This is a genomic window from Catellatospora sp. NPDC049609 (assembly GCF_040675365.1).
Classification (GTDB): domain Bacteria; phylum Actinomycetota; class Actinomycetes; order Mycobacteriales; family Micromonosporaceae; genus Catellatospora.
In genome coordinates this window covers 1-15133 of sequence record NZ_JBFAOU010000033.1, presented here as the reverse complement: position 1 = coordinate 15133, position 15133 = coordinate 1, and the positions used below count along the sequence as shown (strand labels likewise).

The window sequence follows — 15133 nt, the reverse complement described above, 5'->3', positions numbered from 1 at the left end:
GAGGAACCCGTGTCCCACAACGACTACGACGCCAGCCTTTCCTATGCCGTGGACATCGTCTTCTGCATCGACGTCACCGGGAGCATGAACCCGGTGCTGGGGACCGTCAAGGACGGCGCGCTGTCCTTCCACAAGCGGCTCGAGGAGGCCATGCACACCAAGGGCAAGGCGATCAGCCAGCTGCGGCTGCGGGTCATCACCTACCGCGACTTCGCCGACAAGGCCGACGACGCGATCGAGGCGTCGAACTTCTGGCTCATCCCGGACCAGATCGACGAGTTCGAGGCGTTCATCCGGCGGCAGCGGGCCTCCGGCGGCGGCGACGAACCCGAGTCCGGGCTGGAGGCCCTGGCCGTGGCGATCAAGTCCGACTGGGAACGCGGTCTGGACCGCCGCCGCCACGTCATCGCGATGTTCACCGACGCCTCCGCCCACCCGCTGGGCACCGGTTCGACGGCCCACACCTACCCGGCGGGCCTGCCGGCCACCGTCGACGACCTGTTCGAGCTGTGGGGGTACGCGACCAGCCAGCAGGCCGTGATGGAGAACGCCGCCAAGCGGCTGCTGCTGTTCGCGCCGGACACCAACCCGTGGAACGTGATCGCCGCGGACTGGAACAACACCATCTACCTGCCGTCCCGGGCCGGGGAAGGGCTCGAGGAGGTCGAGCTGGCCGAGATCATCGACACCATCGCCAACAGTGTCTGAGAACCCGCGGCTGCCGTGGCCGCCCGGCGGCTCGTTCCGGCTGCACCTCACGGGGGAGCGGATCCGGGTGGAGAACGCCGACGCGGAGGTCGACGTGCCGCTGGCCTGCCTGGCCGACTACCAGGTCACCGAGACCCCGGACCCCGAGGTGTTCGATCTGCGGATCTGCCTCGAGGTCCGGGTGACCGAGGTGATGCTGCGCCATCGCGGCAACATCTCGGTGTTCGAGGCGCTGCGGCGGTCCTGGGAGGCGGCCTCGGGCCGGCTTCCCGGCCGCGGCCCGGCCGCGGCCGAGCCCTTGCCCCACCCGGGACCGGCGGGGTCCCCGGGCGGCCCGGCCGAGCCCTCGCCCTGCCCGGGTGGCCCGGCGGAGTCCGACCGCCAGGGCGAAGACGGGGATGACACCGCCGTCGTGGCTGAGCCCGCGCCGCCGGCGCGTGTGGAACCGGAGCCGGTTCTGCGCGGTCCGGCGCTGGTCCCGGACGCGCCGGAGTGGATCGTCTTCGGGCCGCTGGCAGACACCCGGCGGCTGTCGCGGGCCGAGCTGATGATCACGGACCCGCAGCAGGCGCCCGGATGACATCCCGGCGCGATGCCAGGTGAGGGGCGGTCGGCCGCTCGCACCGGCTGCCCCTCACCTGGCGGGGCTGTACGGCGCGAGGACTCAGCCGGCCGGCACCGGCGCGGATGACGGCCGCCACTCCCGCCTGATCAGCCCGTATACCCACGAGTCGGAGACCTCGCCGTTGACGACGCAGTCTTCCCGCAACGTCCCCTCCCGCACGAACCCGAGCTTCTCCAGCACGCGGGCAGATGCCACGTTGCGGGTGTCGGTCTCGGCCTGCACCCGGTTGAGGTCCAGCGTGTCGAACGCCCATCGCAGCAGCACGTGCGCGGTCTCCGTCGCGTAGCCGTGGCCCCACGCGGCCGCGTCGAAGCAGTAGCCCAGCGAGGCGCTGCGGTATTCCGGATTCCACCGGTTCAGGGTGCACCAGCCGATGAAGGCCCCGTCGGAGATGCGGTCCACGGCCAGCCGCACCCCGGTGCCCTCCGCGGCCAGCTGCCGGCAGGTCGCGAGGAAACGCTCGGCGCGCGCGCGTTCGGTCCACGGGGGCGAATCCCAGTAGCGCAACACGTGGGCGCTGCTCTGCAGCGCGAAGATGTCGTCCGCGTCCGCGTCGTCGAAGGGGCGCAGGCGAAGGCGAGCGGTGTGCAGCGTGGGGGTGGGCAGCGGCATGCGTGGTTCCCTTCCGCGATCGGTGGCCGGTCAACCAGACATCCGATGGCGGCCACACGCAACGGGTTTTCCCGGCGGACCGAGCGCCGCCGGCCTTTGACAGGTCAGCGGGGCAGCTTCGCGAAGAGTCGGTTCGGGGAGTCGTAGTACTTCGTGGTGCGGCCCAGGTCGGTCATGCCGAGCCGCCGGCAGACGGCCTGGGAGGCGAGGTTGCCGGGGTCGGTGACCGCGATGACCTTCGGCAGGCCCAGGCGGAACGCGTCGCCGAGGACCAGGTCCGCTGCCTCGGTGGCGTAGCCGTGTCCCCACGCGTCCGGGTGCAGGTGCCAGCCGATCTCGACGTCCGCCGGGCCGCCGGAGGGCTCGCCTGCCGACAGCGGTATCGGCTTGAGCAGCAGGTTTCCCACCGGCCGGCCGTCCGTGACCGTGGTGATCACCCAGATCCCGTGGATCGGGTGGTCGAGGGCGCGCCGGCGTGCGATCGAGGCGAGCGCGTCCTCGCGGGTGCGCATGGTCGTGGGATGCGCACCCAGGAAACGCACGACCTCCCAGCGCGATTCGAGATCCAGAAGGAAGTCGGCGTCGTCGTCGCGCCACGGACGTAGCAGCAGGCGATCGCTGGTGAGGATGCGCACGCGGCCCAATCTAGGCGATGTCGCGCCGCGCTTTGCTCCGTGCGCAAGCGCCCTCCGGCCGGTCGGGACGGCGCTTCGCGGCCGGCCGGAGGGGTCGCGGGAGAAGAGTCGCGGGCGTGATCACGCACCGGTCAGGAGTGGCGTTCGTACAGCAGCGCCGCCGCGGCTTGCAGTCCGTGCCCTCGCGGGTGGCGCAGGGCCAGCAGTTTGAGCCGTGCCGCCAGTTCGTCCCGTGCGTTCCTGATCGGTTTGGTGGGGCGTTCGAGGAGCCGGAGCGCGTCGGACGCCAGCCGGGCGGCTTCGAGCGACTCCTCGATGTCGCCCAGGCTGAGCAGTGCCAGCGCCTGCCGGATGCGTGCCTCGACCCGTCGTTGTGCTTCGCGGTCGCCCTTCTTGTCGCCGTCGGCCGTCTCTGCTGACTTGCCGGCTTCGGCGAGGTCGTGCTCGGCGGCCTGGGCCAGTCCTTTGAACAGGTCCGACGGGGTGACGTGTACGGTCAGCCGCTGCCCGGTGGCCAGGGAGACGGCGGTGGTGGCCTCCGCGGTGGCGCTGTCGAACAGGACGCGGACCGCGATGGGCAGGTGGACGAGCAGCTCGCCGTGCACTCCCCGGACGAGGACGTGGTGCACCGCGCTGGCGATGCCGCCGACCACCGGGAGGTTCTGCAGGGCGGTTCCTGATCTGATGACGTACTGGGCGTACACGGGCCGGGTCGATCCGGTCCTGGCGTCGTCGAGCGTGCCGAGCAGCATCGGCGGGCGCAGCTCGACGTGGCCGGCCCAGTGTTCGATCGTCTGCCGGCCGTCCTTGACGGTGATGGTCATGGGCAGCCAGGCCCGGGGGTTCAGCGGCTGCCGATCCACCACCAGATCGCGAGCGCCAGCGTCGAGGCCGTGGCTGTCACCAGGGTCGGCAGCGGGCGTACGCGCAGGTGCCGCAGCCTGGTCGTCGACGGCGAAAGCCCCGTGGGCGACGGGGCGGGTGCTTTTCCCAGCGGCTGCACCTCGTCCACGGTGTCGCTGTCGGCGAGCAGGATCGCGACGGTCTCGCCGAGGCCGTGCCGGGCGCGCTCGGCGCCGCTGATGGTGGATACCGAGTGTGAGGTGAAGGCCAGGCCGGCGGTGTCGTCGAGCAGCCGCCGGACGCGGCCGAGGAAGGCGGCGCGGCCGGTGGGGTCGTCGAGGCGGCCGGCCCAGGAGCCGTGGAGGTCGTCCCCGTCGCGGTCTTCCAGCGGTGGGTTCCAGTCGCGCAGGATCGTGTCGAGCCGGGCGGGGATGTCGATGTCGGCGGTGCCGCCGCCGAGCAGCGTGTCGACGGTCCTGACGTCGAACTGCTCGTCCAGCAAGGCGCCGAGGGTGGCCTGCCCGGTGGGGGTGAGCAGGGCGGCGACCAGCCGCAGGGCGAGGTCGGGTTCGTCGTGTGCGTCGGTGATCACGAGGGTGTAGCGCAGTTCGGTGCGGATGACGTCGCGTCGCCGGGAGGGCAGTCCGCTGGCCATGATGCCGGTGCGGCCGCCGTGGCCGGCGACGGCGACCTCGGGGTAGTCCTGCATGATCCATCCGCCGTCGGCGATGCGTTCCCACCAGCGGTCGGGTGGGGTCTCGCCGAGGAAGTCGTAGTCCATCCGGCGCAGCGTGCCGCGGGTCATGAGGTAGGCCTTCATCAGTACCACTCCTCGGCGCGCGGGTCGTTGGGCAGTTCGGCCATGCGCTGCAGGTCGGCCTGCAGGGCGGCGACGCGCCGCTCGCGGGTCTGGATGTCCTGGCCGGTGCGTACGCGTTCGAGGCGGTTCTCGGAGCGTTCGCCGCCGAGGTGGTAGCCGATGGTGCCCCAGAAGCCCTTGGCCTCGTTGTCGCGGGCGACGAGGTCGTTGACCCGGGCGCGGGCGAGGCGCTGCTGTGCCTTCTCCAGGGTGGCCTGGCCCTCCATGAGGCAGCGGCACAGCTCCTGGACCACGACGCCGGCGGCCTTGACGGACCGCTTCGGCGGGTGGCCGCGGAAGCGGTAGTGGGCGCTGAAGTCCGTCATGGGTACGCCGTCCTGGTCCTCGGCTTTGATCCATTGCGCGTCGATGAGCTCGACGCAGCCGTAGGTGTCGATCGGCACGTACATGATCTTGATTTTGCGGTGCTGGGCCTCTTCCCGCAGCACCTCGAACATCGTCTGGTACACCTCGCGCACCCGCTCGCGCAGCTTGGCGCCGTCGTTGCGGTTGCCGCCGTTGTCGTTGAAGTACTTCTCGCACTTGAGCGGCGCCAGCACCAGCACCGCCGGTTCGAGGCGGTGCTCCTCCAGGTTGCGGGCCCTGGCCCAGGCGCGCACCATCGTCTCCACGTCCAGCACGCCCAGCAGTTCGTAGCGCGCGGCCCGCTGCGCCGACGACGACTCCATGAGCACTGCGGAGTCGATCGGCACCAGCAGCATCATGCTGTTCTTGATGTGGGCCTCGCACTCGTTCCACCGCGCGATCCCCTGCGGGCGCTGCAGCGGGTTGAGCCACCGGCCGGGGTAGTCGAGGATGTGGAACGGGACCTGGATGGCGGGGTCGCTGGCGGACTGCAGGGTGACGCGGTAGTCGACGATGCCGTCGGTGCCGCGCAGGGCCGCCGCGTTGAACTCCCGCTGCTCGATCGCGCGGCGCAGCTCGCCCTCCTGGCGGCGCACCCGCGCCCCGGTCTGCTCGTCGAGCGCCACCTCCACGCTTGTGCCGCCCAGCAGCTTGTTGGTGTCGGCGAGGATCGCGTTGAGCATGGTCGTCTTACCCACCCGGGAGGGACCGACGACGGCCACCTTGAATGTCGGCGAGCTCATGCGTGCGGTCCTTCCTGCTGGTTGTCGACGCCGGTCAGGGCGTCCCGGACGCTGTTCAGGCCACCGCGCACCCGCTGGATCCGGGCCGTGGCCAGGCCGGGCCCGTAGGTAGCGCCGGGCCACAGCTCGTCGCGGAACGACTCCGACAGCCGCCGGAACTCCGCCTCGGAGGCCTCCGAGCGGATGAACGCGTCCTCGAACTGCTCGGCGTAGGCGAACAGCACCTGCGCCATGTACGCCGGTTCGTCGGCGAGCAGGATCCCGGCGTCGTGCACGGCCTCGCGGGCCAGCTGCGACAGGCGCAGGAACATCTCGTCGGCGCCCTCCTGCGTACGCGGCACGGGCAGGATCGCCGCGAGCGCGCCCGGCTCCCCGCTGGCGGGTTCGGGCTGCAGCACGTTGAGCGCGCGGCGCAGCCGCGGCAGCACCCGCGTCCGGTAGTCCATCCGCACGTCGAGGACGAAGTCGACCGACTCGCTCAACGTCGGGCACGGCTCGTTCGCGTCGCTGAGCCGGTTGGCCAGATCGCGCAGCGCGTCCTGCGGGTTCGAGGCGGCCAGCAGCGGCGCGAGGGGGCCGAGCGCGTCGATCAGGCCCTGCCAGAACTCGTCGCGGCGTGCGGTGAGGATGTCGTCGATGGCGCCGAAACGGCGCGCGATCTCCACCCGGGTGCTGTTGAGCGCGTCGGTGGCGAACGGCCCGGCGGCCTTGTCGACCCGCATCCGGTCCAGGGCGGCGGCGGCCCAGCCGTCGACGCCCTGCCCGAACCCGTCCACGACCCAGTTCCGGATGTCGGCCTGCACCTGGGCGACGCGCTCGGTGAACTCGTCGTCCTCGTACCCGTCCTCGGTGCGGGCCTCCATGTCGTGGACCCAGCCCTGCACGGACGCGGCGAGCTCGGCCCGCAGCCCGGAGGCGCGGGCGATCAGCAGCTCGGTCGGCGTGGGGGTGATGACGGTGCGCAGCTGCGCCAGCAGGCCGTCGACGACGGCGAGGATGTGCTCGCGGTTGGTGTGGCACTCCTGCACGGCGCGGCCGATGACGGCGGCGTCCATCCGCGGCAGCGCCTCGGCCAGGTGCGCGAGCACCCCGCCCAGCACCTGCGTGCGCACGACCTCCCGGTCGGCGGCGTCGGCCTCGATGACCCGGTACACCGAGTCGGGCCGGCGCTCGTTGAGGCGGTGCAGGATGTCGTCGGTCAGCGCCTTGACGTTGACCTCGGCGCAGCCGCCGGTGTTGACCAGGATCGCGGCGAAGTCGCGGATGTCGGCGGCGCCGCGGGCCTTGCCGATCAGCCCGAGCGCCTGGCCGTCCTCGGCCGACCAGATCGTGTTCGTGTCGGCGGGGCGCTTGACGACGAGCACGAAGTCGACGTCGTTGTGCAGCCCGGCGAGGTGGTGCTCCTCGGCGTTGGGCACCAGCTCGCCCAGGCCCGGCAGGTCGATCAGGCCGAGGCTGGCCACGTCGGTGACCGGGAACTCGCAGTGGATCACCGCGTCGCGTACGGCCAGGTAGGGCCGGTTGGTGTCGTCGGCTTCGGCGGGGTAGGCGACCCAGGGCCGCAGCTGATCGAGCGGCACCGTGCGCTGCTGGCCGGTGAGCAGCCCCCGGAACGAGCCCAGGGCGGCCTGCATCTCCTGCAGCCGGCGCAGCATCGGGCCCAGCGACGGGAAGTCGGTGCGGTCCTTGATGCGCTGGTGGACCTCGGCGTAGTCAGTCTTGGCCAGCTCCGCCAGGGTCGCCAGTTCCGGCGCGATCCCCAGGGCCTGGTGGTAGGGGGCGATGACGTCGTCGCAGAACGACTGCTCGGTGTGCATCGTCAGGGTCGCCTCGCGGCGGTTGGTGGAGTGGTAGATGCGGCTGCGTACGGCGGTGACCGCCCCGCCGGCGCGGGCCGGGATCTGGCCGTCGCCGAGCCCGGACAGCGACTGCAGCAGGGTGCTCTTGCCGTTGCGGGCGCGGCCGCTGACGCCGATGTTGACCGTCGGGCGGCTCACCCGGGCCTGCGCCGAGGCCAGCTCGGCCAGCGACCGTGCCGCCAGCCGCTGCAGCGCCGCGACGTCCACCAGGGCGATCCCGGCCGCGACCGCCTGGTCGAGGTCGGCGGCCTTGACGTCGTCGACGGCGCGTTCCAGCAGGTGCAGGGTGTTCTGCACGCGTTCCCACTGCTCCTGCTCGCGGTCGATGCGCGGCCGTATGTGATGCCGGGCGCGCAGGACTTCCGCGATCCGTTCGCTGATGGTGCTCACACTTGCTCCCCTCCGGCCGGCCGCTGGGGGCGGCCGCGTATGTCGCGCCGCCTGGCACCGGCCGGCGCCGATGGCAGGCAGTCGCCGCCGATGTCATCTGACGGACCGGAGGGCTGCCCGGTCCGGTGTGGAGCGCCCGTCCGCGCGCGGTGCCTGGCTTCCTCGCACATCTGCGCTGGTGGCAGCCGTTTCGATGGCGTGGGCGACACCTCGTCCAGATCGGATGGACGGAACGGATTGACATTCCTGCGACGTTTGAATAATCTCAAGCGTAGTTCGAAACCTGAACGTGAAACGCAGCTAGAACGTCCGGGCCGCTCGGTCCGGCAGCACGCCGAAGGAGGTGCAACATGGCCGACACGTCGACCACCTGGGAACTGATCCCGGAGTACGGTCTCGCGTTCGATCTGGACGACCTGGACCTGGGGCCGCTGACGGTCACCGCGATGCGGGACTCGATGGCGCTGCCGGAGACCGGGGCCTCGTGGGTGAACACGAGCGGCAACGCGTCCTGCTCCTGCTGCTACGTCACGTAGCCGAAGCTCCCCGGCCGCGCGGCCGGGGTGAACCATCCCATCCGCACCACCCTGAAGAGAGGTGAATCCACCATGTCGAACGAGGAGTTCAACGTCGACGAGCTCGAGCTGGACGACCTGTCCGTGACCTCGATCCGCGACTCGGCTGCCCTGCCGGAGACCGGCGCGTCCTCGGGCAGCTCCAGCTGCAGCGCCTGCTCCTGCTGCGGCGCGTCCTCCTGCTGCTCGTCCTGCGGCGGCGAGCAGCAGGTGTGACGGCCTAGCGCCACGACCGGGAACGGCAGCGTCAGGGACTGCCGGCCTTCCCGGACCGGGGTCCACGCCCCAACAGCACCGATCCGAGGGGGCACGAGCGATCGTGCCCCCTCTTCACACTCCGGGAGCACCCGTGGAAGTCATAGCCCGCCTCGACGGCGTCACCAAGACATACGGCAAGACCGTCGCCCTCGACACCGTGTCGCTCACGGTCACCCGCGGGGTGACCGCCATCCTCGGCCCGAACGGGGCCGGCAAGTCCACCACCATCGAGATCCTGTCCGGCCTGCGCCAGGCCACCTCCGGCCGCGTCGAGGTGCTCGGCGGCTCGCCGCGCGACCTCGCCGTCAAGGCCCGCATCGGCATCACCCCGCAGCGCACCGCGCTGCCGTGGCGGCTCACCGTCACCGAGACCCTCGACCTGATCGCCGCCCACTACCCGGACCCGCTGCCCCGGGCCGAGGTCGTCGACCGGCTCGACCTCGGCGAGTTCGCGCACAAGCGCAACGGCACCCTGTCCGGCGGGCAGCGCCGCCGCGTCGCCCTGGGCGCCGCCCTCATCGGCAACCCGGAGCTGCTGTTCCTCGACGAGCCCACCAGCGGCCTGGACGCCGACAGCCGCGACCGGCTGTGGGCGGCCATCGCCGAGGTCGCCGCCGGCGGCCGCGCCGTGCTGCTGACCACCCACGACATGGCCGAGGCCGAGCACCTGTCCAGCCGCATCGTGGTCATCGCCGACGGGCAGGTCGCCCGCGACGGCTCCATCGACGAGGTGATCCTCGAGGTGGGCCTGCACCTGGTGGAGATCGAGGTGCCCGAGGGCACCTCGCCGATCACGTTCACGACCGTCCCGGCCGAGCGGGTCGAGCAGCTCGGCACCCGCACCAGGCTCTACACCGCCGACCCCGACGCGACCGTCCGGGCCCTGGTGCTGGACCGGGTGCCGTTCCGCGGCATCCGCGTCGAGCGCGTCGGCCTGGAGGAGGCCATCCGCGCCATCACCGCGGGCGACGGCGACCCCGTCATCCCGGTCAGCCCCGCGGTCGGCCCGCTCGCCGAGAGGAAGTCCTGACATGCGCCACGTCCTGCTGCACACCCGCGCCCACCTGCGCGACACCGCCCGCATGCCGGTCTACTGGCTGCCCGCCCTGCTCTTCCCGCTGATCTTCTTCGTGCTGTTCGGCTACACCGGGGCCCGCAACCTGGCCGCACTCGGCCTGGGCAGCGAGTACGTCATCACCCCGTTCCTGCTGTTCACCACGCTGAACGTGACCATCGTCAGCCTCTCCGCCGGCGTCGCCGCCGACCGGGAGAACCCGTGGGAGCAGCGGCTGCGCGTGCTGCCGCTGCCGGCGCTGACCCGCTTCGCCGGACGGCTGCTGTTCGTGCTGCTGTTCAACCTGGTCAGCTGGATCCCGCTGCTGGCCCTGGCGGTCACCACGACCGACCTGAACCTGTCCCCGGCCCAGTGGCCGCTGTGGCTGGGCAGCGTGCTGCTCGGCGCGATCCCGTTCGGGCTGCTCGGCATGGCCATCGGCTACCGGTTCCCGGCCCAGGCCGCGATGGCCCTGGCCAACATCGTGTTCATGCTGATGGCGTTCCTCGGCGGCCTGTTCGTGCCCGCCGAGCAGCTGCCCGCCGGCGTGCGCGACATCGTCGCGTTCCTGCCCACCCACGAGTACCAGCACCTGGTGCTGACCATCATCGGCCGGGCCGACCGCATCGCCGCCCCGGACTGGACCATCGGCGTGCTGGCCGCGTGGACCGTCGTGTTCGCCTGGCTCGCCCGCGCCGCGTTCCGCCGCGACGAGGGGGTGCGGTACGGATGACCGAGCTCGCCGTCGCCGACACCACCTCCGCACAGCACCCGGACCGGCAGGTCAGCAGCACCGAGCTAGCCCCGTACGCGCTGGTCCGCCTGGCGGCGCTGCCGTACCCGGCCGTGCCCGAGGAGAGCGTGCCCTTCCGCGCGGGCCTGGCCCGGCTCGTGGAGCTGCGGGCCTGGCTGGACGGGGCCGCGCCGGAGCTGGCCGACGCGCTGTACGCCAGCGCCGCAGGCCACGACGCGCAGCTCCACCGGGCGGTGGTGCTGCCGCTGCGCCGCGACGTCCACAACGGACGCCTGCCCAAACCGGCCCTGCTCGACCAGCTCGCCGACCTGCCGGACCGGATCCCGCTGCTGCGGCGGTGGCTGGACGCGACGGCGGAGCTCACCGCCGTACGTGCGGCGCTGACCACCGCGGCCGGCCCGGCGCTGGCCGCCGAGCGGGCCGCGCTGGCGGCCGTGTGCGCCGCCGACCCGCTCCGGCGGGCGGTCACCCTCACCGGTGCCGACCTGCTGCGCGGCATCGACCGCGCGGCCGCCGGCGGTGCCGCCCCGGACGCGCGGGCCCGCAAGAGCGAACCCAACGCGCTGCGCTACGCCCTGCGCGCCAGCGCCAAGACCAGCCCGCTGTCCTGGTTCACCTACGTCGGCTGGGGCGGCTGGGCCGAGCCGGGCGAGCCGGAGCGGCTGTCCGGCGAACCGGTCGCCGTCGCCCGGGTCAACCGGACGCTGCTGGTCCGGCTGGTCACCGCCGTGCTGGCCCGGCTGCGCGAGCAGGTGCCCTACCGGCTCGCGCCCAGCATCCACGTCGAGGCCGGCCGGGTCCGCTACCGCCGGGACACCCCGCTGGGCTACGGCGACCGGATCGTCGCCGCCCGAGAGGAGGCCGTCGAGCTGGCGTACAGCGCACCGATGGCGCTGCTGCTCGCCCGCGCCCACGCGGCCGGTGCGCAGGGGGTGCTGCCCGCCGAGCTCGCCGCGGCGCTGGCCGAGAAGCTGCCCGGCGATCCGCGCCGTGCCGCCGAGACGGCCCGCCGCTACGTCGGGCAGGTCATCGACGGCGGGCTGCTGGTGGCGGTGCAGCCCGCGCACCCGCAGGACGTCGACGCCCCGTCGGCCGTCGCCGGCTGGCTGGCCGGCCACGGCGAGCACGAGCTGGCCGCGCTGCTGCGCGCCATCGACACGGCCACGACCGGGTTCCCGGCGCTGCCCGTCGAGCGGCGCACCGAGGTGCTGGCCGAGCTGCGCCGGCAGTGGCAGGCGGCGTACGAGCTGGCGGGTGCGCCGTGGCTGGAGTCGCCCCCGCTCAGCGAGGACGTCACGCTGCGTACGCCGCTGCGGCTGGGCGCCGCGCACGGCCGCGACGCGGCCGCGGGCCTGGCCGGGCTCGGGCCGGTGGTCGAGCTGTTCGACCAGTACCTGGTCTTCCGCCGGCTGACCCGCGACCGGTTCGTGCAGCTGCACGGCCCCGGCGGGCGCAGCCGCGACCTGGCCGGGTTCGCCCACGAGATGGGCGCGGTGTGGCACGCCGGCAACCTGGTCAAGCTCAACGGCACGATCAGCGACGACCCCGCGCAGGGGCTAATGGTCACGCCCGAGCTGGCGGAGCTGGCCCGGGCGCGGGCCGCGGTGTGCCAGGCGGTCGCGGCGGACAACCCCGCCGAGGCCGACGAGCTGCGGCTGAGCCAGGACGTGGTCGACCTGGCCGGGCAGGTGCTGCCCGACTGGGTGCGCACCCGGCCGTCGTCGTACAGCTTCTTCGTGCAGCCGCTGGCCGGACCTGGCGCGACCCGGCTGGTGCTCAACCATGTCTACGGCGGCTGGGGCCGGTTCACCAGCCGGTTCCTGGACCTGGTCGAGCCCGGGGCGCGGGCCGCGGTGGCGGCGCAGATCAGGGCCGGGTTCGGCCCCGGCGCGCGGGTCGCCCAGTGGCGGCCGGTCAGCGGCTTCAACGCCAACCTGCACCCGCTGGTCGCCGACGACGAGGTCGGCGAGGACCCGGCCTGGGCCGGCATCACCACCGCCGACCTGGAGCTGTGGCACGACGAGCGCACCGACCAGGTGCGGCTGCGCCACACCGGCTCCGGCGACACCGTCGACCTGCTGTACCTGGGCTTCCTGGTGCCGTTCATCCTGCCGGACCGGTTCCTGCCGCTCTACCTGGACCTGTCCAGCGGCCTGGCCAGCATCACCCACCTGGCCCCGGCCCGGCGGGTGGGCGGCGTCGTGGTCCGGCCGCGGCTGTGCCACCGCGACCTGGTGCTCGCGCGGCGCTCGTGGCAGCTGCCGCCCGCCGACGTCGCCGCGTTCGCCGAGCAGATGGCCGCCGAGGGCGACGTGCCCGCCGAGGCCGCCGCCGGGTGGCTGGCCCGCCACGGGCTGCCCCCGCAGCTGTTCCTCGGCCCCGAGGGCGGCGAGATGACCAACGCCGAGGACTTCCAGCGCTACATGGGTCAGTACAAGCCCCAGTTCGTCGACTTCGGCAACGCGCTGCACCTGCGCAACCTGCCCAAGCTGCTGGTACGCCACGACCGGGGGGTGCGCGCCGAGGAGGCGCTGCCCGTGCCCGGCGCGGGCAACCCCGACGGCCGCGTCGTCGAGCTGGTGACCGAGGTCTACCGGAAGGGAACCACACGATGACCGCGTACGACGGACTCGACGTCGTCTGCCACTACCACGACCCGGTCAAGGCGCCGCTGCTGCGCGAGGCCGTGCTGCCCGCGCTGGCCGAGGCCGCCTCCGGCACGGTCGGCGCCCATGTCGAGCGGCACTGGCTGCACGGCCCGCACGTGCGCGTCTGCCTGCGCGGCGAGCCCGACGCGGTGCGCGCCGCCGCCGCGGCGGTGTCCGGCCGGCTGCGGGCCTACCTGCGCGGCCACGGCTCCCGGATCGTCACCAGCGACGCCGAGCTGCTGCACCGCGCCGCGATAGCGGGCCGGGTGGAGCTGATCCCGCCGCCGTACACGCCGATCTGGCCGGACAACACCGTCGCCGTGGTCACCCCCCAGCCGCAGGCGCTGGAGCGGCTGCTCGGCGGGCCGGCGGCGGTGCAGTGCCGCACCGAGCTGATGCGCCTGGGCGTGCCGGCCGTGTCGGCGTCGCTGTCGCACCTGGGCCGCCGCGGCGACGCCGCCGGGGCCCGGGTGTGGCTGATCCTGGTCGCGATGGCCGCGCACGCCGGCCGCTACCCGCTCGGGCTGGGCGCGGGCCACCAGTCGTTCCTGTCTCATCTGGAGGAGTTCCTGCTGTTCCACGACCCGGAGGGGCTGCTGCGGCAGTCGTACGCCCGGCACTGGGAACGCCACGCCGAAGCCGTCACCGACCTGGTCGCCCGGGTCGCCGACGGCCACGCCGAATCGCCCGTCGAGGCGGCGTGGCTGGCCTGGACACAGGCGGCCCGCGCCACGGCCGAGCCCGCCTACGAGCGCGGCGACCTGCCGCCGGTGCCCGGCGACGCGTACACCGACCGGGCCCGGCAGGTCGGCGATGAGCACACCCTGCGCCAGTGGGACCCCGACCGGCGTACCGAGTACAGCGAGTTCCATGCCCAGCTGCGCCAGGTCGACTTCGAGAAGGTCCCCTACGCCCGGCAGTTCGTCGTCTACCGCTTCGCCACCAACGTCCTCTACCAGCTGCTCGGCGTGTGCGACGTGGAGCCCGCCGAGCGCTACCTGGCGGCGTACCTGGTCAGCCAGGCGGCCGAGCGGATCACCGGGGTCACCTGGCGGGAGCGGCTGGACCGCTACCTGGCCGCCCAGCGGGCGCAGGCGCAGCCCGCCGCGCTGAGCGAGGTGGCGGCATGACCACCCTGGCGACGCCGGTGGTTCCGGCGCAGCGCACCGCACCGGTGCCGCCGCGGCCCGCCACGCTGGTGCGGCTGCGACCGATCGTGCACGCCACGCCCGTGCCGCAGGGGGTGCACGTGCGCGGCTGGTCGTCCAGCTTCACCGTCAAGGGCGGTGCGGGGCTGTGGCGGCTGTGGGAGATCCTCAGCGCGCGGCTGGCCGACGGGCTGCCCGCCGACCAGGTGGCCGCGCCCGAGGGCAGGCCCGAGGTGACCCGCGCCGTGTCGCTGCTGCTGGACCAGCTGCGCGAGCACGACATGCTCGTCGAGGTGCCCGTGAGCTGGGCCGAGCAGACCGGCCCCGAGGTGCCGGCGGCGGACGTCGCCGCGTGGCTGAGCGCGGTCGCGGCCGATCCGGCGCAGGCGTGGCGGCGGCTGCGGGCGGCGACCGTGCACGTCGCCGGGGACGGCCCACCGGCCGACAGCGCGGTCCGCGCGCTGACCGGCGCCGGGGTCCGGGCGGTCCGGGCCGCCCTGCCCGGCGACGGACGCGGCGCGGCGGACCTGCTGCTGAGCGCCGACGCCCCGGCGGCGGGTGCGCCGGCTGTCGCGGCGCGCTGCCGCGGCGAGGTCGGGCTGGTGACGCCGGTGTCGGACCTGGACGCCGTGTGGTGGCAGGCCCAGGCCGCAACGCTGCGGGTGGACGGCGCGGACGCGCCCGGCGAGGTGCCGTACGCGCTCGCCGCGCTGGTCGGCGCCGCGGCCGCGCACCGGATCGTGTGCGCCGTCGCGGGTCTGCCCGACCCGGCGGCCGAGGCCGCCGAGCTGGGCGACGGCGGGCCGGGCGCGCCGGCGGCTCTGGCGCACCCCGCGGTGCTGGTCGCACGGCTGGACCCGCTGACGGTCACGTACCACCCGTTCCTGCCCGCCGCCGCGGCCGCCCCGCCGCCGGCGACCGTCGAGGAGGCCCTGCAGCGCCTCGACGCGCTCACCGATCCCGAGCTCGAGAGCGTGGTTCGCGACCGTCGCAGGCGACCTGGCTCCCCGCTCGACGAGCGGGATCACAGTTGCGGGACAGCGCCGGGTTCGCACC

The 15133-nt window shown here is 73.5% G+C and carries 14 protein-coding genes and 1 riboswitch; of the genes, 8 read left to right on the top strand and 6 right to left on the bottom strand.

Features of this window, described 5'->3' with window-relative positions; translation table 11 throughout:
• Positions 1 to 9: 9 nt before the first annotated feature.
• Both AB0J67_RS12510 and AB0J67_RS12505 read left to right on the top strand, forming a co-directional pair.
• Positions 10 to 708: a vWA domain-containing protein gene (locus AB0J67_RS12510; protein ID WP_363480407.1), complete on the top strand. Its 699-nt coding sequence runs from the start codon at positions 10 to 12 to the stop codon at positions 706 to 708.
• Entirely contained in the window at positions 701 to 1288 is a 588-nt protein-coding gene (locus AB0J67_RS12505; protein ID WP_363480404.1) for a hypothetical protein, read from the top strand. The genes AB0J67_RS12510 and AB0J67_RS12505 overlap by 8 nt, the downstream gene beginning before the upstream one ends.
• Before the next feature lie 84 nt (positions 1289 to 1372).
• Here the strand turns inward: AB0J67_RS12505 and AB0J67_RS12500 are convergent, their stop codons facing one another.
• The 6 genes from AB0J67_RS12500 to AB0J67_RS12475 all read right to left on the bottom strand — a co-directional run bounded on the left by AB0J67_RS12500 (position 1373) and on the right by AB0J67_RS12475 (position 7640).
• A complete protein-coding gene (locus tag AB0J67_RS12500) occupies positions 1373 to 1945 on the bottom strand; it encodes a GNAT family protein (RefSeq protein WP_363480401.1) in 573 nt (190 codons plus the stop codon).
• 104 nt (positions 1946 to 2049) lie between these two features.
• Positions 2050 to 2580: a GNAT family N-acetyltransferase gene (locus AB0J67_RS12495; protein WP_363480398.1), complete on the bottom strand. Its 531-nt coding sequence runs from the start codon at positions 2578 to 2580 to the stop codon at positions 2050 to 2052.
• Between the two features lie 131 nt (positions 2581 to 2711).
• Positions 2712 to 3443, bottom strand: a complete 732-nt coding sequence (locus tag AB0J67_RS12490; RefSeq protein WP_363480395.1) for a hypothetical protein — start codon at positions 3441 to 3443, stop codon at positions 2712 to 2714.
• A complete protein-coding gene (locus AB0J67_RS12485; RefSeq protein WP_363480392.1) occupies positions 3425 to 4243 on the bottom strand; it encodes a hypothetical protein in 819 nt (272 codons plus the stop codon). The genes AB0J67_RS12490 and AB0J67_RS12485 overlap by 19 nt, the downstream gene beginning before the upstream one ends.
• A complete protein-coding gene (locus tag AB0J67_RS12480) occupies positions 4243 to 5391 on the bottom strand; it encodes a hypothetical protein (protein WP_363480390.1) in 1149 nt (382 codons plus the stop codon). The genes AB0J67_RS12485 and AB0J67_RS12480 overlap by 1 nt, the downstream gene beginning before the upstream one ends.
• The gene (locus AB0J67_RS12475; RefSeq protein WP_363480387.1) at positions 5388 to 7640 is read right to left on the bottom strand and encodes a hypothetical protein; all 2253 of its coding nucleotides are present in this window, start codon (positions 7638 to 7640) and stop codon (positions 5388 to 5390) included. Before AB0J67_RS12475 ends, AB0J67_RS12480 begins: the two co-directional genes overlap by 4 nt.
• A gap of 350 nt (positions 7641 to 7990) precedes the next feature.
• Here AB0J67_RS12475 and AB0J67_RS12470 point away from each other — a divergent pair, with 350 nt between their 5' ends.
• The 6 genes from AB0J67_RS12470 to AB0J67_RS12445 all read left to right on the top strand — a co-directional run bounded on the left by AB0J67_RS12470 (position 7991) and on the right by AB0J67_RS12445 (position 14059).
• Positions 7991 to 8176 (top strand): thiazolylpeptide-type bacteriocin, encoded by a 186-nt coding sequence (locus tag AB0J67_RS12470; RefSeq protein WP_363480384.1) that lies wholly within the window; start codon positions 7991 to 7993, stop codon positions 8174 to 8176.
• Between the two features lie 72 nt (positions 8177 to 8248).
• Positions 8249 to 8431, top strand: a complete 183-nt coding sequence (locus AB0J67_RS12465; RefSeq protein ID WP_363480381.1) for a thiazolylpeptide-type bacteriocin — start codon at positions 8249 to 8251, stop codon at positions 8429 to 8431.
• 133 nt (positions 8432 to 8564) lie between these two features.
• Positions 8565 to 9503, top strand: coding sequence for an ABC transporter ATP-binding protein (locus AB0J67_RS12460; protein WP_363480378.1), 939 nt, complete (start codon positions 8565 to 8567; stop codon positions 9501 to 9503).
• Between the two features lies 1 nt (position 9504).
• Entirely contained in the window at positions 9505 to 10260 is a 756-nt protein-coding gene (locus tag AB0J67_RS12455; RefSeq protein ID WP_363480375.1) for an ABC transporter permease, read from the top strand.
• Positions 10257 to 12896 carry a lantibiotic dehydratase gene (locus AB0J67_RS12450; protein WP_363480372.1) on the top strand — a complete coding sequence of 880 codons (2640 nt, stop codon included), beginning with the start codon at positions 10257 to 10259 and terminating at the stop codon, positions 12894 to 12896. Before AB0J67_RS12455 ends, AB0J67_RS12450 begins: the two co-directional genes overlap by 4 nt.
• Positions 12893 to 14059 carry a lantibiotic dehydratase C-terminal domain-containing protein gene (locus AB0J67_RS12445; RefSeq protein ID WP_363480369.1) on the top strand — a complete coding sequence of 389 codons (1167 nt, stop codon included), beginning with the start codon at positions 12893 to 12895 and terminating at the stop codon, positions 14057 to 14059. The genes AB0J67_RS12450 and AB0J67_RS12445 overlap by 4 nt, the downstream gene beginning before the upstream one ends.
• Before the next feature lie 989 nt (positions 14060 to 15048).
• Positions 15049 to 15133: riboswitch (cobalamin riboswitch) on the bottom strand. This riboswitch is flagged as partial in the annotation.

Excerpts from the sequence above, each read along its gene's own strand:
- AB0J67_RS12500 (WP_363480401.1), bottom strand. The coding sequence starts at position 1,945 with ATGCCGCTGCCCACCCCCACGCTGCACACCGCTCGCCTTCGCCTGCGC.
- AB0J67_RS12485 (WP_363480392.1), bottom strand. The coding sequence starts at position 4,243 with ATGAAGGCCTACCTCATGACCCGCGGCACGCTGCGCCGGATGGACTAC.
- AB0J67_RS12480 (WP_363480390.1), bottom strand. The coding sequence starts at position 5,391 with ATGAGCTCGCCGACATTCAAGGTGGCCGTCGTCGGTCCCTCCCGGGTG.
- AB0J67_RS12470 (WP_363480384.1), top strand. The coding sequence starts at position 7,991 with ATGGCCGACACGTCGACCACCTGGGAACTGATCCCGGAGTACGGTCTC.
- AB0J67_RS12465 (WP_363480381.1), top strand. The coding sequence starts at position 8,249 with ATGTCGAACGAGGAGTTCAACGTCGACGAGCTCGAGCTGGACGACCTG.
- AB0J67_RS12455 (WP_363480375.1), top strand. The coding sequence starts at position 9,505 with ATGCGCCACGTCCTGCTGCACACCCGCGCCCACCTGCGCGACACCGCC.
- AB0J67_RS12450 (WP_363480372.1), top strand. The coding sequence starts at position 10,257 with ATGACCGAGCTCGCCGTCGCCGACACCACCTCCGCACAGCACCCGGAC.
- AB0J67_RS12445 (WP_363480369.1), top strand. The coding sequence starts at position 12,893 with ATGACCGCGTACGACGGACTCGACGTCGTCTGCCACTACCACGACCCG.